Raw genomic sequence first — 14614 nt, 5'->3', positions numbered from 1 at the left:
GTCGCTCGGCGACGACGTCGTCGCCAACGCCGTGGCCGCCGCCCTGCGCGATCCGCGCTTCCCGCCCGTGACGGCGATGGAGCTGCCTGCTCTGAACCTGGAGGTGTCGGTACTCACCACGCCCGAGGTCATGGATGCGCACGATGAGCAGGAGGTGCGCCGTCGCCTGCGCCCGGGGATCGACGGCGTGGTGCTGTCGCTGGGGGCCCGGCGCGCCACCTTCCTGCCGCAGGTGTGGGATGAGTTGCCCGACCCGGCCGACTTCCTGCGCCAACTCAAGCGCAAGGCCGGCTGGCCGGCCGGTTTCTGGGATGCGGACCTGGTGGTGGAGACCTACCGGGTTCGCGCCTGGGAGGAGCCGTGACCGCCTCCGCCCCGCCCGCCTCCAGGCCGGGTGCGGCGGGTGGGGACGCCGGATACACGGCCCGCTGGTGGCACCCGCTGCCGGACGGCCGGCTGCAATGCGACCTGTGCCCGCGGCACTGCCGCCTGCGGGAGGGACAGCGGGGTTTCTGCTTCGTGCGTCGGCGCAGCGGGGAGCGGATCGTGCTGACCGCCTACGGCCGGTCCACGGGTGTGTGCCTGGACCCGGTGGAGAAGAAGCCGCTGAACCATGTCCACCCCGGCAGTTCGGTGTTGTCCTTCGGCACCGCCGGCTGCAACCTGTCTTGCAAGTTCTGCCAGAACTGGGAGATCTCCACCGCCCGCTCCATCGAGGTGCTCAGCGTGGACGCCCCGCCGGGCAGCATCGTCGATCAGGCCGCCCGGTTGGGTGCCCGCGCCGTCGCCTTCACCTACAACGACCCGGTGGTCTTCGCCGAGTACGCCATCGACACCGCCCACGCCTGCCACGAGCGCGGGCTGTTGGCCTACGCGGTCAGCGCCGGGTGGATCTGTACCGAACCGGGGCTGGAACTGTTCGGCGCCGTCGACGCCGCCAACATTGATCTCAAGGGCTTCACCGAGGACTTCTACCGGAAGATCACCGGGGCGCGGCTGCGCGACGTGCAGGACACGCTGGTGCGCGTGCGCGAGCACACCTCGACCTGGCTGGAACTGACCACGCTGCTCATCCCGGACCTGAACGACTCGCCCGAGGAGGTCGGTCGGCTCGCCGCCTGGGTGGTCGGCGCGCTGGGCGCGGACACGCCGCTGCACCTGACGGCCTTCCACCCCGCCCACCGCATGCTGGACCGGCCACCGACGCCGGTGGCGACGCTTCGGCGGGCCCGCCGCGCGGCGCTGGATGCGGGGCTGCACTTCGTGTACCTGGGCAATGTGCGCGACGCGGATGGTGCGACCACGCACTGCCCCGGCTGCGGCGCCCCGGTTATCGTCCGCCGCGGCTACACGGTGGAAACCTACGAGCTGGATGCGTCGGGTTGCTGCCGGCACTGCGGGCGACGGCTGCCCGGCCTTTTCGACGCCGACGATCCCGGCGACGGCACGGCAGCATTCCCGTGGCGCCTGGCCCCGACGGGCTGGTGAGCGGCGCGCACCCGCAACCCGCATCCTTTTACACTTATCCCGGTAAGTGGAAAAGACTTCGGTGAGGGTGACAGATATGCCTGCTGGTCCGCCATCCCGTCCTTGACGTCGCCACCACCGCCCAGGAACTGAAGGTTTCTCCGCAGAGCGCCAGACGTTCGCTGGCACGCCTGGAGCAGGCGGGAATCGTGGTCAGCTATCAGGTGGCCCCCGGTCGGCGTGCCTGGCGTGCTCCCGATGTGCTGGCCCTCATGGACCGTGTCACCGCCGGCATACGCCGCCACTGAGACGTATCACACTCCCGCCCGTTTCAGGCGAACAGGGTTGCCACTGCTGCGACCAGCCACTAATGTCGGTGGTGCATGAAACGTGCTCCGGGGTCGGTGAAAGTCCGAACCGGCGGTGACAGTCCGCGACCCGGTTGTGTCCACCCGCAGGGTGGGTGCGGTCGGCTGAGCCGGTGGAATTCCGGCACCGACGGTGAAAGTCCGGATGGGAGGAGACACGTGGCGAGCGTCCGGCGTCGGCGGATCGTGGTGCGTTCCCATGCGGGCGCATCCCGGCCGTAGGCAGCGGCCCCGCGCCGTGCGGTGCTACGCGCGTACCGCCCGTCACCCCGGAGTGCCCCGGGGCGGGTGCTCCGGGGGAGCCGGAGAGGACACCGCGCATGACCAGCGCCACCGTCGCCAGCACCGCCCTCGGCGTGGCCGACCGTGAGGCTGCCCGCGCGCCGCGGCGCCCACGTACCGGATCGTCCCGTCTGCTGCGACCGTTGCTGAACCCACCGGCAGCCCTCGGGGCCGTGCTGCTGCTGGCCTGGTGGGCGATCACCCGCGCCGGGCTGATCCCGCCGGTCTTTCTGCCCAGCCCCGGCGACGTCGCCCGCCGCCTGGTGCTCGCCTTCACCCAAGGCGGCCTGGCCGGATACACCTGGGTGACACTGCGCGAGGCGCTGCTGGGCTGCCTGGCCGCCGCCGCCCTGTCGCTGCCCCTGGCCTGGACCCTGTACCACTCCCGTCGCTTCTCCCGCGCCGTCCTGCCGTACGTGGCCGCCTCCCAGGCGGTCCCGGCCATCGCCATCGCGCCGCTGCTGGTGGTGTGGATCGGCTATGGGACGGTGCCGACCGTGGTGCTGTGCGTGCTCATGGTCTTCTTCCCCATCACCGTCACCGTCCTGCTGGGCCTGCGGGGCCTGGACGCCGACGTCATCGACGCCGCCCGGCTCGACGGCGCCCACGGGCTGTCCATGCTGATCTACCTGGAGCTGCCCATGGCACTGCCCTCCATTCTGTCCGGCCTGCGCACGGGATTCACCCTGTCCGTCACCGGCGCCGTGATCGGAGAGATGACCATGGGCGGAGAGGGCCTGGGCATGGTGCTCGCCTCCCAGCGGCAGACCGTGGACACCACCGGGCTGTTCTCCACCATCGTGGTGCTGTGCGTCATCGCCACCACCATCCACTGGGTGCTGCATGAACTGGAGCGCCGCAGCCGCGTCGTCGCCTCCATGCGGGGGCGCCGCGCCACCTGAGTGCCCGCCCCGCCGCGGTGCGAACGCCGCTCCCAACCGATTCCAACTATCCCCACTTCTACCCGCCCGCTTCCCCTCACCGCCGCACGGCACCGAAAGGAACCCCCATGACCGCCCTCACCCCCCGCTTGACCCGCCGCACGCTGCTGACCGCCATGGGAGCGGGCACCGCCGGGCTGCTGGCAGCCTGCGCCTCGGGCACCGGCGCCCGGACCGCGACGGCCTCCGCCACCGCCGACGCCTCCGGGCTGGTGATCGGCATGACCTACACCCCGAACGTACAGTTCGCCCCCTTCTACCTGGCCCTGGCCGACGGCGAGTATGCGGCGGGCGTCTCCCTGCGCCACCACGGGGAGCAGGAGGGGCAGTTCGACGCACTGCTGGCCGGGACCGAGCAGGTGGTGGTGGCGGGCGGCGACGAGGCCATCGTGGCCGCGTCCAACGGCAATGAGTTGGTGATCATCGGCGGCTACTACCAGCGCTACCCGGGCTGCATCATCGTCCCCGAGGAGTCCGACATCACCCAGCTCGCGGACCTGGCCGGCAAGACGATCGGCACCCCCGGCAAGACGGGAGAGACCTGGTACTCGGTGCTGGTGGCGCTGTCCTCGGCCGGGCTGAGCGAGGACGACGTCGACGTGCAGGAGATCGGCTACACCCAGCAGGCCGCCCTTTCCAGCGGCAAGGTGGACGCGATCGCCGGCTTCTCCAACAACGACGCCGTCCAGATCGCCCAGAACGGCATGCCCGTGCGCATCATCGCGATCGGCGAGGAGGTGCCGCTGCTGGGTGCCTCCCTGATCACCACCCCGCAGGTGCTGGCCGACCGCCGCGCCGAGCTGGAGGAGGTGGTGACCGCCTCCGCCGTCGGGATGACCAAGTTCGTGGATGACCCCGATGCGGCCGTGGAGGCCACCAAGGAGTACGTGCCCGACCTGGTCGACTCCGCACAGGCCGACAATGCACGCGAGGTGGCCGTGGCCACGGGTGAGCTGGTGCGGCCCAGCGAGAACACCGTGGTGGGCGCGCTGGTGCCGGAGCAGGTGGGGGAGACCATCGACTTCCTGGCCGGCCGCGGCCTGCTCGGTGAGACCACCGTGACCTCCGACGACGTCTGCGAGCCGCTGCTCACCGTCTGAACATAGTTACAGTCGGCAGGCCACCAGGGAGGACACCAGGATGGCGCGCGCGCCGATGGCGTAGAGCTCGTCCATGACGCGGTTGGCGTCCTTGCGGGGGACCATCGCCCGCACCGCCACCCAGTCGGGGTTCTGCAGCGGGGAGACGGTGGGGGACTCGATGCCGGGGGTGATCTCGCTGGCCAGGTGCAGCCGGTTCATGGGGATGTCGTAGTCCACGAGCACGTAGGAGCGGGCCCGCAGCACCCCCTCCAGACGGCGTACGAGCGTGGCCAGGCCGGGCTCGTCGCGGTACTGCTCGGTGGTGATCAGCACCGCCTCACTGGCCAGGATCGGTTCGCCGAAGGTCTCCAGGCCGGCGGCACGCAGCGTGGACCCGGTCTCGACGACGTCGGCGATCAGGTCCGCCACCCCCAGCTGCACGGAGGACTCCACGGCGCCGTCCAGGTGCACGGTCTGAGCATTGATTCCCTGTTCGGCCAGGAAGTTGCGCACGAGCACGTCGTAGGAGGTGGCCACCCGCTTGCCCTCGATGTCGGCGAGCGTACTCATGGTGCCGGCGGGCGCGGCGAAGCGGAAGGTGGAGCGGGCGAAGCCGAGTGGCAGGTGCTCGATCGCCTCCACGCCCGAGTCCAGCAGCAGGTCGCGGCCGGTGACGCCGGCGTGCACGGTGCCCTGGCCGACGTAGACGGCGATGTCGCGCGGACGCAGGAAGAACAGCTCAACCTGGTTGGCGTCGTCGACCAGGACGAGTTCCCGCCCGGAACGGCGGGTGCGGTAGCCCGCCTCGGCGAGCATGGTGGTGGCGGGCTCGGACAGGGAGCCCTTGTTGGGCACGGCGATGCGCAGCACGGTGGTCCTTGATGTGGTGAGTGGTTGGTGGGTCGATGCGGGGCCCGGCGGGCCGGTCACAGGTAGCGGTAGATGTCCTCGAGCGTGTACCCCTTGGCGAGCATCATCACCTGGGTGTGGTACAGCAGCTGGCTGAGCTCCTCGCAGGCGGCCTCGTCGGACTCGTGCTCGCAGGCCATCCAGGACTCGGCAGCCTCCTCCACCAGCTTCTTGCCGATGAAGTGCACACCGCGGTCGAGCTCCTCAACCGTGCCGGACCCGGCGGGGCGGGTGGCGGCCTTGTCCTTGAGCTCGGCGAAAAGGTCCTCGAAAGTCTTCATGGGCTCAGCGTAGTGCAGCCCCCGGTGTGGTCGCCGCGCCCGCCCGGGCCGCGGGCAGGGCCTGGGCCAGCCGGGCGGCGTGGCGGCCGGCCGCGGCCGCGGTCAGAAAGCCGGCGGCGTCCTCGGACAGGCCGCGGCCCATGGTGTTCAGGCGCACGCCGGCCTCCCGCTCCATGGCGGCCAGGGCCCCGAACAGCCCGGTCACCGGCACCTCCACCAGCCGGTGCGTGGCTCCCTGCCGGCGCGGGGCGCACAGGGCGGCGGCCTGCTCGGCCACCTGCCGCCCGAAGGCGCCCTCCAGGCGAGGAACGACGACGTCGGCCGCGGCCAGGGCGACGCGCCCGTAGGCGGTCAGGGAGTGGTGGGAGATACCGCGGTGGCGGGCGCGGCCGTCCGCCTCGGACACGCGCAGACAGGCGACCGGGTGGCCGTCCAGGGCGGCGACGGCGTTGACGGCGTCGCCGCAGGCCACGCCGGAGAAGCCCCAGGGGGTGTCGGTGCCCAGGTTGCCGGGGCCCTGGGCGACCACGATCACGTCCGCGCCCAGCACCAGCCGGGCCGCCAACAGGCCGTTGTGGATGCTGACGGCCTCCAAATCCCCGCCCCAGGCCTGCCCGACGCTGACGGTGCCGGCCAGCAGCCCCGCCTCCTGCAGGGCGGCGACCGTACGCGAGTAGGGCAGCGGCAGGGCGCCGCCGTCGGTCATGACGTAGACGACGCGCAGCTCGCGCCGCCGCGACGGCGTGGCCGCCGCGTCGCGGTCCGGCTCCAGCGGGGCGCGCAGGCCCGCCAGGACCGCCGGCAGGGCGGAGTGCAGGTCGGCGATCACCACGGGCGTGCCCGCGAGGGTGAGGTCCTCGATCGGGGCGGACAGCAGCGCATGGGCGGGAGTGTCCTGCTCATCGACGCCGGTGACCATCACCTGGTCGGGCATGTAGCGGGCCTTGACCAGGTGGCCGTCCGGCGCCGGATCGGCCGGCAACACGCTCGGCCGCGCGGTCACCATCGCGTGCCCGCCGGTGCCCAGGCCGCGGGCCAGTGCGGACACCTCCAGCCGCACCCACTCGCCGGGCTCGGGCAGGCCGGTGACGGACTCGTAGGCGACGGCCCGGCACGGCTCGCCGTCGCCGAGCACGACGGCGCCCGGCGGGGCCGACACGATCCGGGCCTCGACCTCCGCGCAGCGCCTGCCGGGACGTCCCCAAATCCGCCGCACGCCGAGCACGTTCGCGTCACGCCACATCATGTCCTCACCCTAAGCCACCCGGGTGTCTCACCCGCACCGGCACCGCCGCAGCGCCTACGCTGGCGCCGTGCCCCAACCCGCATCCCGCCCCGCTCCGGCCGCCATCCCCGCCGAGGAACGGCAGGTCAACCTGCTGCTGGCACTGCGCAACACCGCCGTGGGCCTGACGCGCACACAGATCACCCGCACGGTCGCCGGCTATGACGCCGACGGCGGCGCCTCCGCCGAGCGCATGTTCGAGCGCGACAAGGGCGTGCTGCGGGACTTGGGCATCCAGATCACCACCATCGGCCGGGGCGAGGACGCCCGCTACCGCATCACGGACGCCGACTACACGCTGCCCGACCTGACGCTGACGGCCGCGCAGGCCGCCGCTGTCGAGCTGGCCGCCTCCGCCTGGCGCAGTGGGGCGCTCACCCCCGCGGCCCGGCACGCACTGACCAAGATGCGGGCGGTCGCCGCGGACTCCGACCCCGCGCCGCTTCCGGATCTGAGCATTGACCTGGGCAGTGACATCTCCGGTGGACAGGTGCCCGCCGAGCTGGCCGGCGCCGTCCAGGAGCGGCGCCGCGTGAGCTTCGACTACGCCTCCGCCAGTTCCGGGAGAGTGGGGGCTCGCATCGTGGAGCCGCACCGGCTGCGCATGAGCGAGGGCGCCTGGTATCTGGACGGCCGGGACCAGTCCTCCGGCCAGCAGCGCACCTTCCGGCTGGCTCGCATCGTCGGGCCGGTGTCGGTGATCTCCGCGGCCGAGGCCTTCCCGGCCCCGGCCGCGCCCGCCCCCGCCGGGGTTGAGGCGGTGCTCGTCGTCGCTCCCGGCCGCGCCCTGCAACTGCGCGCCCGCGCGCACGCTACCGCGCCGGCGCGCCGACCGGCCGGCTGGGACGAGATCCATGTGACCTACACGGACCGGTTCTCCTTCGCCGGGACGCTTGCCGCCCTGGCCGACGCGGTCGTGGTCCTGTCCCCGTCCGAGCTGCGAGACGACGTCGCCGCGCACCTGCGGGCGGTGGCCGCCCTCGGCGGGCCCCCACCGGCCCAGGAGGGGCACTGACATGGCCCGCCCCAGTTCCACCGACCGGCTGGTGCGGCTGCTCGCCCTGCCCGCCTGGGTGTCCGAGCACGACGGCGCCACCCTGGAGCAGGCGGCCGCGCACTTCGGCGTCACCGCGCAGACCATCCGCCGGGATGTGGACACCCTGTGGGTCTCCGGCCTGCCCGGGGGCCTGCCCGACGAACTGGTGGACTTCTCCGCCGAAGCCCTCGAGGCCGGCCGGCTCAGCCTGACCGAACCGCTGGGCCTGGACCGGCCCGTGCGCCTGTCCCACCGCGAAGCGGTCGCGCTGCTGCTCTCATTGGGCGTGCTGGCGCAGGTGCTGGCCGACGATCCCGACGCCGCGGCCGTCCTCGACCAGACGCGCCGCGCCCTGCACCGGGCCCTGGGCGCCTCGAGTAGCGCGGACGCCCCGGCGTCACCGGCGGTTCCCGGGCCGCAGGCCGCACCGGCGGGCGTGCTGCCGGCCGTGCGCCGGGCACTCGCCGGGCGACGGCGCCTGCACCTGGTCTACGTCTCCGCCACCGACACCCGCACCGAACGCGACGTCGACCCCCTCGAACTGGTCAGCGACGGCACTCACCTGACGCTGCGCGCCTGGTGCCTGACCGCCCGTGCCGAGCGATCCTTCAGAATCGACCGTATTTTGCAGGCGCAGGTCCTGGACGTGCCGGCCGTCAGCCACCGGGCTCCGCACCGCGCCCCGCGCACAGCCGCAGTGGAGGCGACGCTCGTGCTCAAGCCGACCGGCCGCTGGCTGGTCGAGCAGATCCCCTGTGAGGTGTTGCATACCGACCGGGATGGCACACTGCACGTGCGGATACGGGGGCGGGACCGGGCCTGGCTGGTGGGCCTGGTGCTGTCCGCCGGCCGTCACCTCCGGTCGGTCGCTCCCACCGACCTCGCGGCCGAGGCGGCCACGGCCGCCCAGCGCGCCCTGGACAGTGCGGCCGCCGTATACGCCTGTGGTGGAACACCGGCGAACGGATGCGCGCCCGACGACGGCGAAACGCTAGACTCGTGAGCGTATCTGCGGGCTCATCTACAGTCGCGAGCCCCATGAAAGGAGTTGCGTCGTGATCAAGCCCACGCACATCGTCGTCCTGCTTGTCGTCGTCCTGCTCATCTTTGGCGCCAACCGGCTGCCGGAGATCGCCGGCAGCATCGGCAAGTCGATGAAGGTGTTCAAGAAGGAGGTCAAGGAGCTCCGCGAAGACGAGGAGACCCCCGTCGCGCAGCAGCCCCCGGCCCAGATTCCGCAGCAGCCGCAGCAGGGCACCTACTACACCCAGCCGACCCAGGCGGGTCAGACCGCTCCGCAGGCGGCGCCCCAGCAGCCGGCCGCCCCGCAGCAGCCGCAGCCGTACACGGACGGCACCGTCCAGCAGTGACGCCCCGGCCCGCGGGGCCGTGACTGCGCCGCGGGCCGCGCGTCCACCTCACCTCGCCGCTGGGACCGGGCCCGCCCGGTCCCGCGTGCGTACGGTCACCAGCATCCGGGAGGAGTAGAACGTGCCGCATATGCCTAAGCTGCCCGGCCGCAAGCGCAAGGAGAACCCCGAGGCGATCATGTCGATCGGGGACCACCTGCGCGAGTTGCGCAACCGCCTGTTCATCTCCGCAATCGGCATCACCGTGATGGCGGTCGTCGGCTATTTCCTGTACGACGCCGCGTTCCAGTTCATCACTCACCCGGTCGAGGTCGCCAACGCCCGCGGCGCCAAGCTCAATATCAACTTCTCCACCATGCTGTCCTCATTCGACATGCGACTGCGGGTGTCGATCTGGATCGGCGTGCTGCTGTCCTCCCCGCTGTGGATCTACGAGTTCTTCGCCTACGTGGGCCCGGGCATGACTCGTAAGGAGAAGGCCTACACCTGGATCTTCGGCGTTGTCGGACTGCTGCTGTTCGCCGCCGGCTGCGCGCTGGGCATGTGGATCATGCCGCGCGCGACGGTGATCCTGACCGGCTTCATCCCGAAGACGGCGTCTTCCACCGGCATCATGGATGCGTCGATTTACCTGTCTTTCGTGCTGCGGCTGGTGCTGGCCTTCGGCGCCGCCTTCCTGCTGCCGGAGATCCTGGTCGCCCTGAACCGGCTGGGCGTGATGAAGGGGCGCACCATGCTCAAGGGGTGGCGCTGGGCGGTGGTCGGCATCTTCACCTTCATGGCCTTCGCGAACCCGCTGCCGGACCCGTGGTCGATGATCTTCATGGCGATCCCCATCACCGGCCTGTACTTCCTGGCCTGCTTCATCTCCATCCGGCATGACAAGAACGTGGCGAAGCGCCGCGCCGAGGAGGATGCCGCTCTGGACGCGGCCCTGGCCGAGAACTCCTCCGTCCCCACCGCCTGAGAACCACACCCGCCCGCCGCCGTTTCGTCGTAAGCAAGCACCTGCTGGCCGTGCGAAGCGGTGGCGGGCTACGCATAGGGTTACCCCATGAGCTCGCCCGCCGAACGCTACGCCGCTGCACGCCGTCGCCAAGCGGAGTCACGCACCGAGCTCGCCCGCTTTGCTGCGACCTACGACTTCCCCTTCGATGACTTTCAGAATGACGCCTGCCGGGCCCTAGAGGCCGGAGAGGGCGTGCTGGTGGCGGCGCCCACCGGCGCCGGCAAGACCGTGGTGGGTGAGTTCGCCGTCCACCTGGCACTGTCCAAGGGGCTCAAGGCCTTCTACACGACCCCGATCAAGGCCCTGTCGAACCAGAAGTACCTGGACCTGGTCGCCCGCCACGGCGCCGACCGGGTGGGCCTGCTCACCGGGGACACCTCCATCAACCCCCACGCTGACGTGATCGTCATGACCACCGAGGTACTGCGCAACATGCTCTACTCCGGGGCCCGCGACCTGGATCGGCTCGGCTACGTGGTCATGGACGAGGTCCACTACCTGGCCGACCGCTTCCGCGGCCCGGTGTGGGAGGAGGTGATCATTCACCTGGCCCCAGAAGTGCAGGTGGTGTCACTGTCCGCCACGGTCTCCAACGCCGAGGAGTTCGGGGACTGGCTCGGGCAGGTGCGCGGCCGCACCGCCGTCGTGGTCTCCGAGCACCGCCCGGTGCCGCTGACTCAGCACATGCTGGTGGGCCGACGGCTGCTGCCCCTGTACTCGGCACCGGCGCAGTCCGCAGCCACCGATCAATCCGCCGCGGGAGAGGCCCGCTCGTCCGCCCAACCGCCATTGAATCCCGACCTGCTGCGGGCGGTGAGGGATGCGCGCCGCGCCGCCGCCGGGGAGGACCATCGGGGCGGCTATGGGCGCGGTGGCGGGCGCAGGGCGGTCTCCGGACGTGGGGGCCGGTGGTCGCGCAATGCCGGTGGCGGCCGCCCACCGCGCCGCGGCGAGGGCGGGGCCCGCACCGCCCACCTGCGCCCGCCCTCACGCCGCACGGTCATCGGTGCCCTGCAACGCGCCGACCTGCTGCCGGCGATCGTGTTCGTCTTCTCCCGTGCCGGCTGTGAGAACGCGGTGCGGGAGGCCATCTCCCACGGCGTGGACCTGACCACCCCACAGGAGGCCCGCCGAATCCGGGAGATCATCGACCGGCGCACCGCGGAGATCCCCACCGCCGACCTGGGGGTGCTCGGCTTTCACGCCTGGGCGCACGCACTGACCCGGGGCGTGGCCGCGCACCACGCCGGCCTGCTGCCGGTGTTCAAGGAGACCGTCGAGGAGCTTTTCGCCGCCAACCTGGTCAAGGTCGTCTACGCCACCGAGACCCTGGCGCTGGGCATCAATATGCCCGCACGCACCGTGGTGCTGGAGTCGCTGCGCAAGTGGAACGGCTCGGCGCACGTGACCCTGACGCCGGGGGAGTACACGCAGTTGACCGGCCGCGCGGGCCGGCGCGGCATCGACGTCGAGGGGCACGCCGTCGTCCTGGCCACCGACGAGGCCGAGTCCGCCTTCGTCTCCTCCCTCGCCTCCCGCCGCACCTACCCACTGGTGTCCGCCTTCCGCCCCACCTACAACATGGCCGTCAACCTGCTGGGGCGCCTGCCGCGCGAACGGGCCCGGGAGGTGCTGGAGTCCTCCTTCGCCCAGTTCCAGGCCGACCGGGGCGTGGTGGAGCTGGCCGCCGAGGTCCGTCGCAAGCGCCGGAACCAGGACACGCTGGAGCAGCAGATGGCCTGCCACCTGGGCGACTTCGGCGAATACGCCCTCCTGCGCCGTCGCATCGCCGACGCCGAGGCCGACCAGTCCCGCACCAACCGGGCCGAGCGCCGCCGCGAGGCGAGCCGGTCCATGGGGGCACTGGCGCGCGGCGACGTGGTCCTGTACCGCACCGGCAGGCGTCACCGGCACGGCGTCGTCGTCGCCCAGCATGCGGCGAGTTCGGGGGAGCCTTACCTGACGGTGGTCGGCGAGGACAAGCGGGTGCACACCCTCACCCCCGAGAGCACCCCGGACGGCGTCAACCGGGTCGGCTCACTGCCGGTGCCGGAGGACCTCGACGCCCGCCGCCCGCACCAGCGGGAGCGCCTGGCCGAGCGCCTGATAGAGGCGCTGCGCGCCGGCGCTCTGGATGCCTCCACCGCGCGCGGCTCCCGCCGCGGCCACCGCCACGACGCCGACGCCGCCTCCCGCCTCGAGCAACTGCGCCACCAGCTGCGCGCCCACCCCTGCCACGCCTGCCCGCACCGCGAGGAGCACGCCCGTATCGGCCGCCGCTGGGTGCGTGCGCGCGAAGACCTGGACCGGTTGCAGTCCCGGGTGGATCGGCGCACCGGCACGATCGCCCGCCAGTTCGACGCCGTGTGCCGGGTGCTGCTGGAGCTCGGTTACCTGGTCCCGGTCGAGGCGGATCGGCCCGAGGGCGAGCTGCGGGTCACGGCGGCCGGCAGGATGCTTGCGCGCGTATACGCCGAGCGGGACCTGCTGGTGGCCGAGTGCCTGCGCCAGGGGCTGTGGGACGGCCTGAACCCGGCGGAGTTGGCGGGGGCGGTGTCGGCCTGCGTGTACGAGCCGCGGATGGCGGTGTCCTCACTCGGCCTGCCGACCGCGCCCGGCTCCCGCCTGGGGGAGGTGCTGCGCCAAGAGCTCTCCGTGTCCCGGCGCATCAGCAACCTGGAGGCCCTGGAGCGGGTGGAGCCCTCCGCCGGCGCCGAGCCCGCCGTGGCCGGGTCGGTGCGGGACTGGGCCGACGGCGCCGATCTGACCACCATCCTGGCCGACTCGGACCTGACCGCCGGGGATTTCGTGCGCTGGTGCAAGCAGCTGCTGGATGTGCTCGGGCAGCTGGCCACGCTCAGCGCGGGGGAGCCGCCCCGGTCGGCTGACTCCGCCGGCCGCTCAGACCTGGCCCACCTGAACCGGCTGGCCCTGACCGCCGCCGAGGCCTGTCTCGATGTCAACCGAGGAGTGGTGAGTTGGTCGTCCGTATGAGGTCCCGTGCACGCCACCTGCTGACACTGCCGGCCTGTACCTGCGCCGGCCTGGCCGTATGGGCCGCCTTCCCGCCCATCGGGGCCTGGTGGGCGGCCCCGCTCGGGCTCGCCCTCTTGGCCTCGGCGCTGCGCGATCGTGGCCCCTGGGCGGGGGCGGGCCTCGGGCTGGTGTTCGGCGTCGCCCTGTTCACCCCGATGCTGCACTTCACGGCGGTGGCCATGGGCAACCCGGTCGGCTGGGTGGCGCTGACGGCGGTGGAGTCGCTCTACCTCGCGGCCTTCGGCGCCGCGTGGGCGTTGGCCTCTCGCATCGGCCACCTGGAGCGTCCCACCGCCACGGCCCTACTGGCGCGCATGTTGGCCTTCACCGTGATCTGGTGCGGGGTGGAGGAACTGCGCTCGTCCTGGCCGTGGGGCGGCTTCCCCTTCGGCCGGCTCGCCTTCGCCATGGCCGACGCCCCCATGCTGCCCTTCGCCGCCTACGGGGGCATCGTCGGGCTGAGCGCGCTGGTTGCATTGGTGGGGGCCGGCGTGGCCGAGGCCGCCCATGCGCTGCGCCGCCGTCGTGCCTTCAACGCGCTGGTGGCCGCGGCCCTCGCCGGCGCCGTGGTGGTCGCGCCGGTGGCGCTGCCGATGGAGAGCAGCGCCCAGGACGGAACCCTGCGCGTCGGCGCGGTGCAGGGCAATGTGGCCGAGGAGTTCGAGGACGCCTTCAACCGGGCGCTGGAGGTGACCGGCAACCACGCCGAGGCGACCCTGACACTGGCCGAGACCGTCGGCCGGGGCACCCTCGACGTGGTGATCTGGCCGGAGAACGCCGCCGACCTGGACCCGCGCGACGTCCCCGCGTCGGCGACGCTGGTGGAGGCGGCCGCCCAGGCGGTGGGGGCGCCGATCCTAGTCGGATCCGTCCCGTACGCCGAGGGCGTGCGCTACAACGACATGGTGGTGTGGACGCCAGGCGTCGGCGCGGGGGAGTACTACCGCAAGCACCGGCCGGTGCCCTTCGCGGAGTACATTCCCCTGCGCGAGCAGCTGCGCCACATCACCCGCCAGGTGGACCGTATCGGCACCGACCTGGCCCCCGGCACGGGCCCACAGACGCTCACCATTCACGCCGCTGCTCAGGACCGCGACGTCACGCTGGCCATGGGCATCTGCTTCGAGGTCGCCTATGAGGACACGCTGCGCGCCGGGGTCGAGCAGGGCGGCGAGGTGATCGTCATCCCCACCAACAACGCCAGCTTCCTGCACTCCTCGGAGGCCGAACAGCAGCTGGCGCAGGGGCGGATCCAAGCGGTCATGCACGGACGCGCCCTGGTGCAGGTCTCCACCGTCGGAGTGACCGCCATCATCAACCCCCGCGGCGTCGTCGAGCAGCGCACCCAGGCCTACACGCAGGCCTCGCTCGTGGCCGATGTACCGCTGCGCACCTCCATCACCGTGGCCGACCGGCTCGGGGCCGCACCCGGGCTCGCCGCGCAGCTGGGTGCCGCACTGCTGGCCGCGGCCGGTATGGTTTCCGGTGTGTCACGACTGCGCCGTCGGCGGCGGTGAGCGTGACCGTGCCGCAGCCCGCACAAGGGAC

The 14614-nt window shown here is 72.1% G+C and carries 13 protein-coding genes and 1 riboswitch; of the genes, 10 read left to right on the top strand and 3 right to left on the bottom strand.

Going from position 1 to position 14614, the window contains the following annotated elements:
- The 4 genes from amrA to DRB06_RS10390 all read left to right on the top strand — a co-directional run.
- Window positions 1-364 (top strand): AmmeMemoRadiSam system protein A (gene amrA / locus DRB06_RS10405; RefSeq protein ID WP_111819901.1); only part of this gene is annotated, 364 nt, incomplete at its 5' end.
- Window positions 361-1488 (top strand): AmmeMemoRadiSam system radical SAM enzyme, encoded by a 1128-nt coding sequence (gene amrS / locus DRB06_RS10400; protein WP_111819900.1) that lies wholly within the window; start codon window positions 361-363, stop codon window positions 1486-1488. The genes amrA and amrS, both read left to right, overlap by 4 nt.
- Before the next feature lie 367 nt (window positions 1489-1855).
- Window positions 1856-1996, top strand: a riboswitch (FMN riboswitch).
- 159 nt (window positions 1997-2155) lie between these two features.
- On the top strand, window positions 2156-3019 hold the full coding sequence (locus DRB06_RS10395) for an ABC transporter permease (protein ID WP_083565889.1): 864 nt from the start codon (window positions 2156-2158) through the stop codon (window positions 3017-3019).
- 107 nt (window positions 3020-3126) lie between these two features.
- Window positions 3127-4158, top strand: coding sequence for an ABC transporter substrate-binding protein (locus tag DRB06_RS10390; RefSeq protein WP_111819899.1), 1032 nt, complete (start codon window positions 3127-3129; stop codon window positions 4156-4158).
- A gap of 6 nt (window positions 4159-4164) precedes the next feature.
- Here DRB06_RS10390 and hisG read toward each other — a convergent pair whose 3' ends face one another.
- From hisG to DRB06_RS10375, 3 genes are read right to left on the bottom strand one after another with little or no spacing between them, the layout of a single operon-like run.
- Entirely contained in the window at window positions 4165-5010 is an 846-nt protein-coding gene (gene hisG, locus DRB06_RS10385; RefSeq protein ID WP_073332221.1) for an ATP phosphoribosyltransferase, read from the bottom strand.
- 56 nt (window positions 5011-5066) lie between these two features.
- A complete protein-coding gene (locus tag DRB06_RS10380; protein ID WP_073332223.1) occupies window positions 5067-5330 on the bottom strand; it encodes a phosphoribosyl-ATP diphosphatase in 264 nt (87 codons plus the stop codon).
- A 4-nt stretch (window positions 5331-5334) separates the two neighbouring features.
- Window positions 5335-6576 (bottom strand): DUF3866 family protein, encoded by a 1242-nt coding sequence (locus tag DRB06_RS10375; RefSeq protein WP_111819898.1) that lies wholly within the window; start codon window positions 6574-6576, stop codon window positions 5335-5337.
- A 67-nt stretch (window positions 6577-6643) separates the two neighbouring features.
- Between DRB06_RS10375 and DRB06_RS10370 the strand changes: the two genes are divergently transcribed.
- The 6 genes from DRB06_RS10370 (at window position 6644) to lnt (ending at window position 14583) form a co-directional block, all read left to right on the top strand.
- Window positions 6644-7630 (top strand): YafY family protein, encoded by a 987-nt coding sequence (locus DRB06_RS10370; protein ID WP_111819897.1) that lies wholly within the window; start codon window positions 6644-6646, stop codon window positions 7628-7630.
- Between the two features lies 1 nt (window position 7631).
- Entirely contained in the window at window positions 7632-8654 is a 1023-nt protein-coding gene (locus tag DRB06_RS10365; protein ID WP_111819896.1) for a YafY family protein, read from the top strand.
- A gap of 52 nt (window positions 8655-8706) precedes the next feature.
- The gene (gene tatA, locus DRB06_RS10360) at window positions 8707-9021 is read left to right on the top strand and encodes a Sec-independent protein translocase subunit TatA (protein ID WP_073332233.1); all 315 of its coding nucleotides are present in this window, start codon (window positions 8707-8709) and stop codon (window positions 9019-9021) included.
- Between the two features lie 130 nt (window positions 9022-9151).
- Window positions 9152-9988: a twin-arginine translocase subunit TatC gene (gene tatC / locus DRB06_RS10355; protein ID WP_395994443.1), complete on the top strand. Its 837-nt coding sequence runs from the start codon at window positions 9152-9154 to the stop codon at window positions 9986-9988.
- Between the two features lie 87 nt (window positions 9989-10075).
- Entirely contained in the window at window positions 10076-13024 is a 2949-nt protein-coding gene (locus tag DRB06_RS10350; RefSeq protein ID WP_111819894.1) for an RNA helicase, read from the top strand.
- A complete protein-coding gene (gene lnt / locus DRB06_RS10345) occupies window positions 13021-14583 on the top strand; it encodes an apolipoprotein N-acyltransferase (protein WP_111819893.1) in 1563 nt (520 codons plus the stop codon). Before DRB06_RS10350 ends, lnt begins: the two co-directional genes overlap by 4 nt.
- The last annotated feature ends 31 nt before the right edge of the window (window positions 14584-14614 follow it).

The organism is Actinomyces sp. Z5 (genome assembly GCF_003287795.1).
Classification (GTDB): domain Bacteria; phylum Actinomycetota; class Actinomycetes; order Actinomycetales; family Actinomycetaceae; genus Actinomyces; species Actinomyces glycerinitolerans.
The sequence above is the reverse complement of the archived record's forward strand: the minus strand, read 5'-3'. Positions and strand labels throughout refer to the sequence as shown.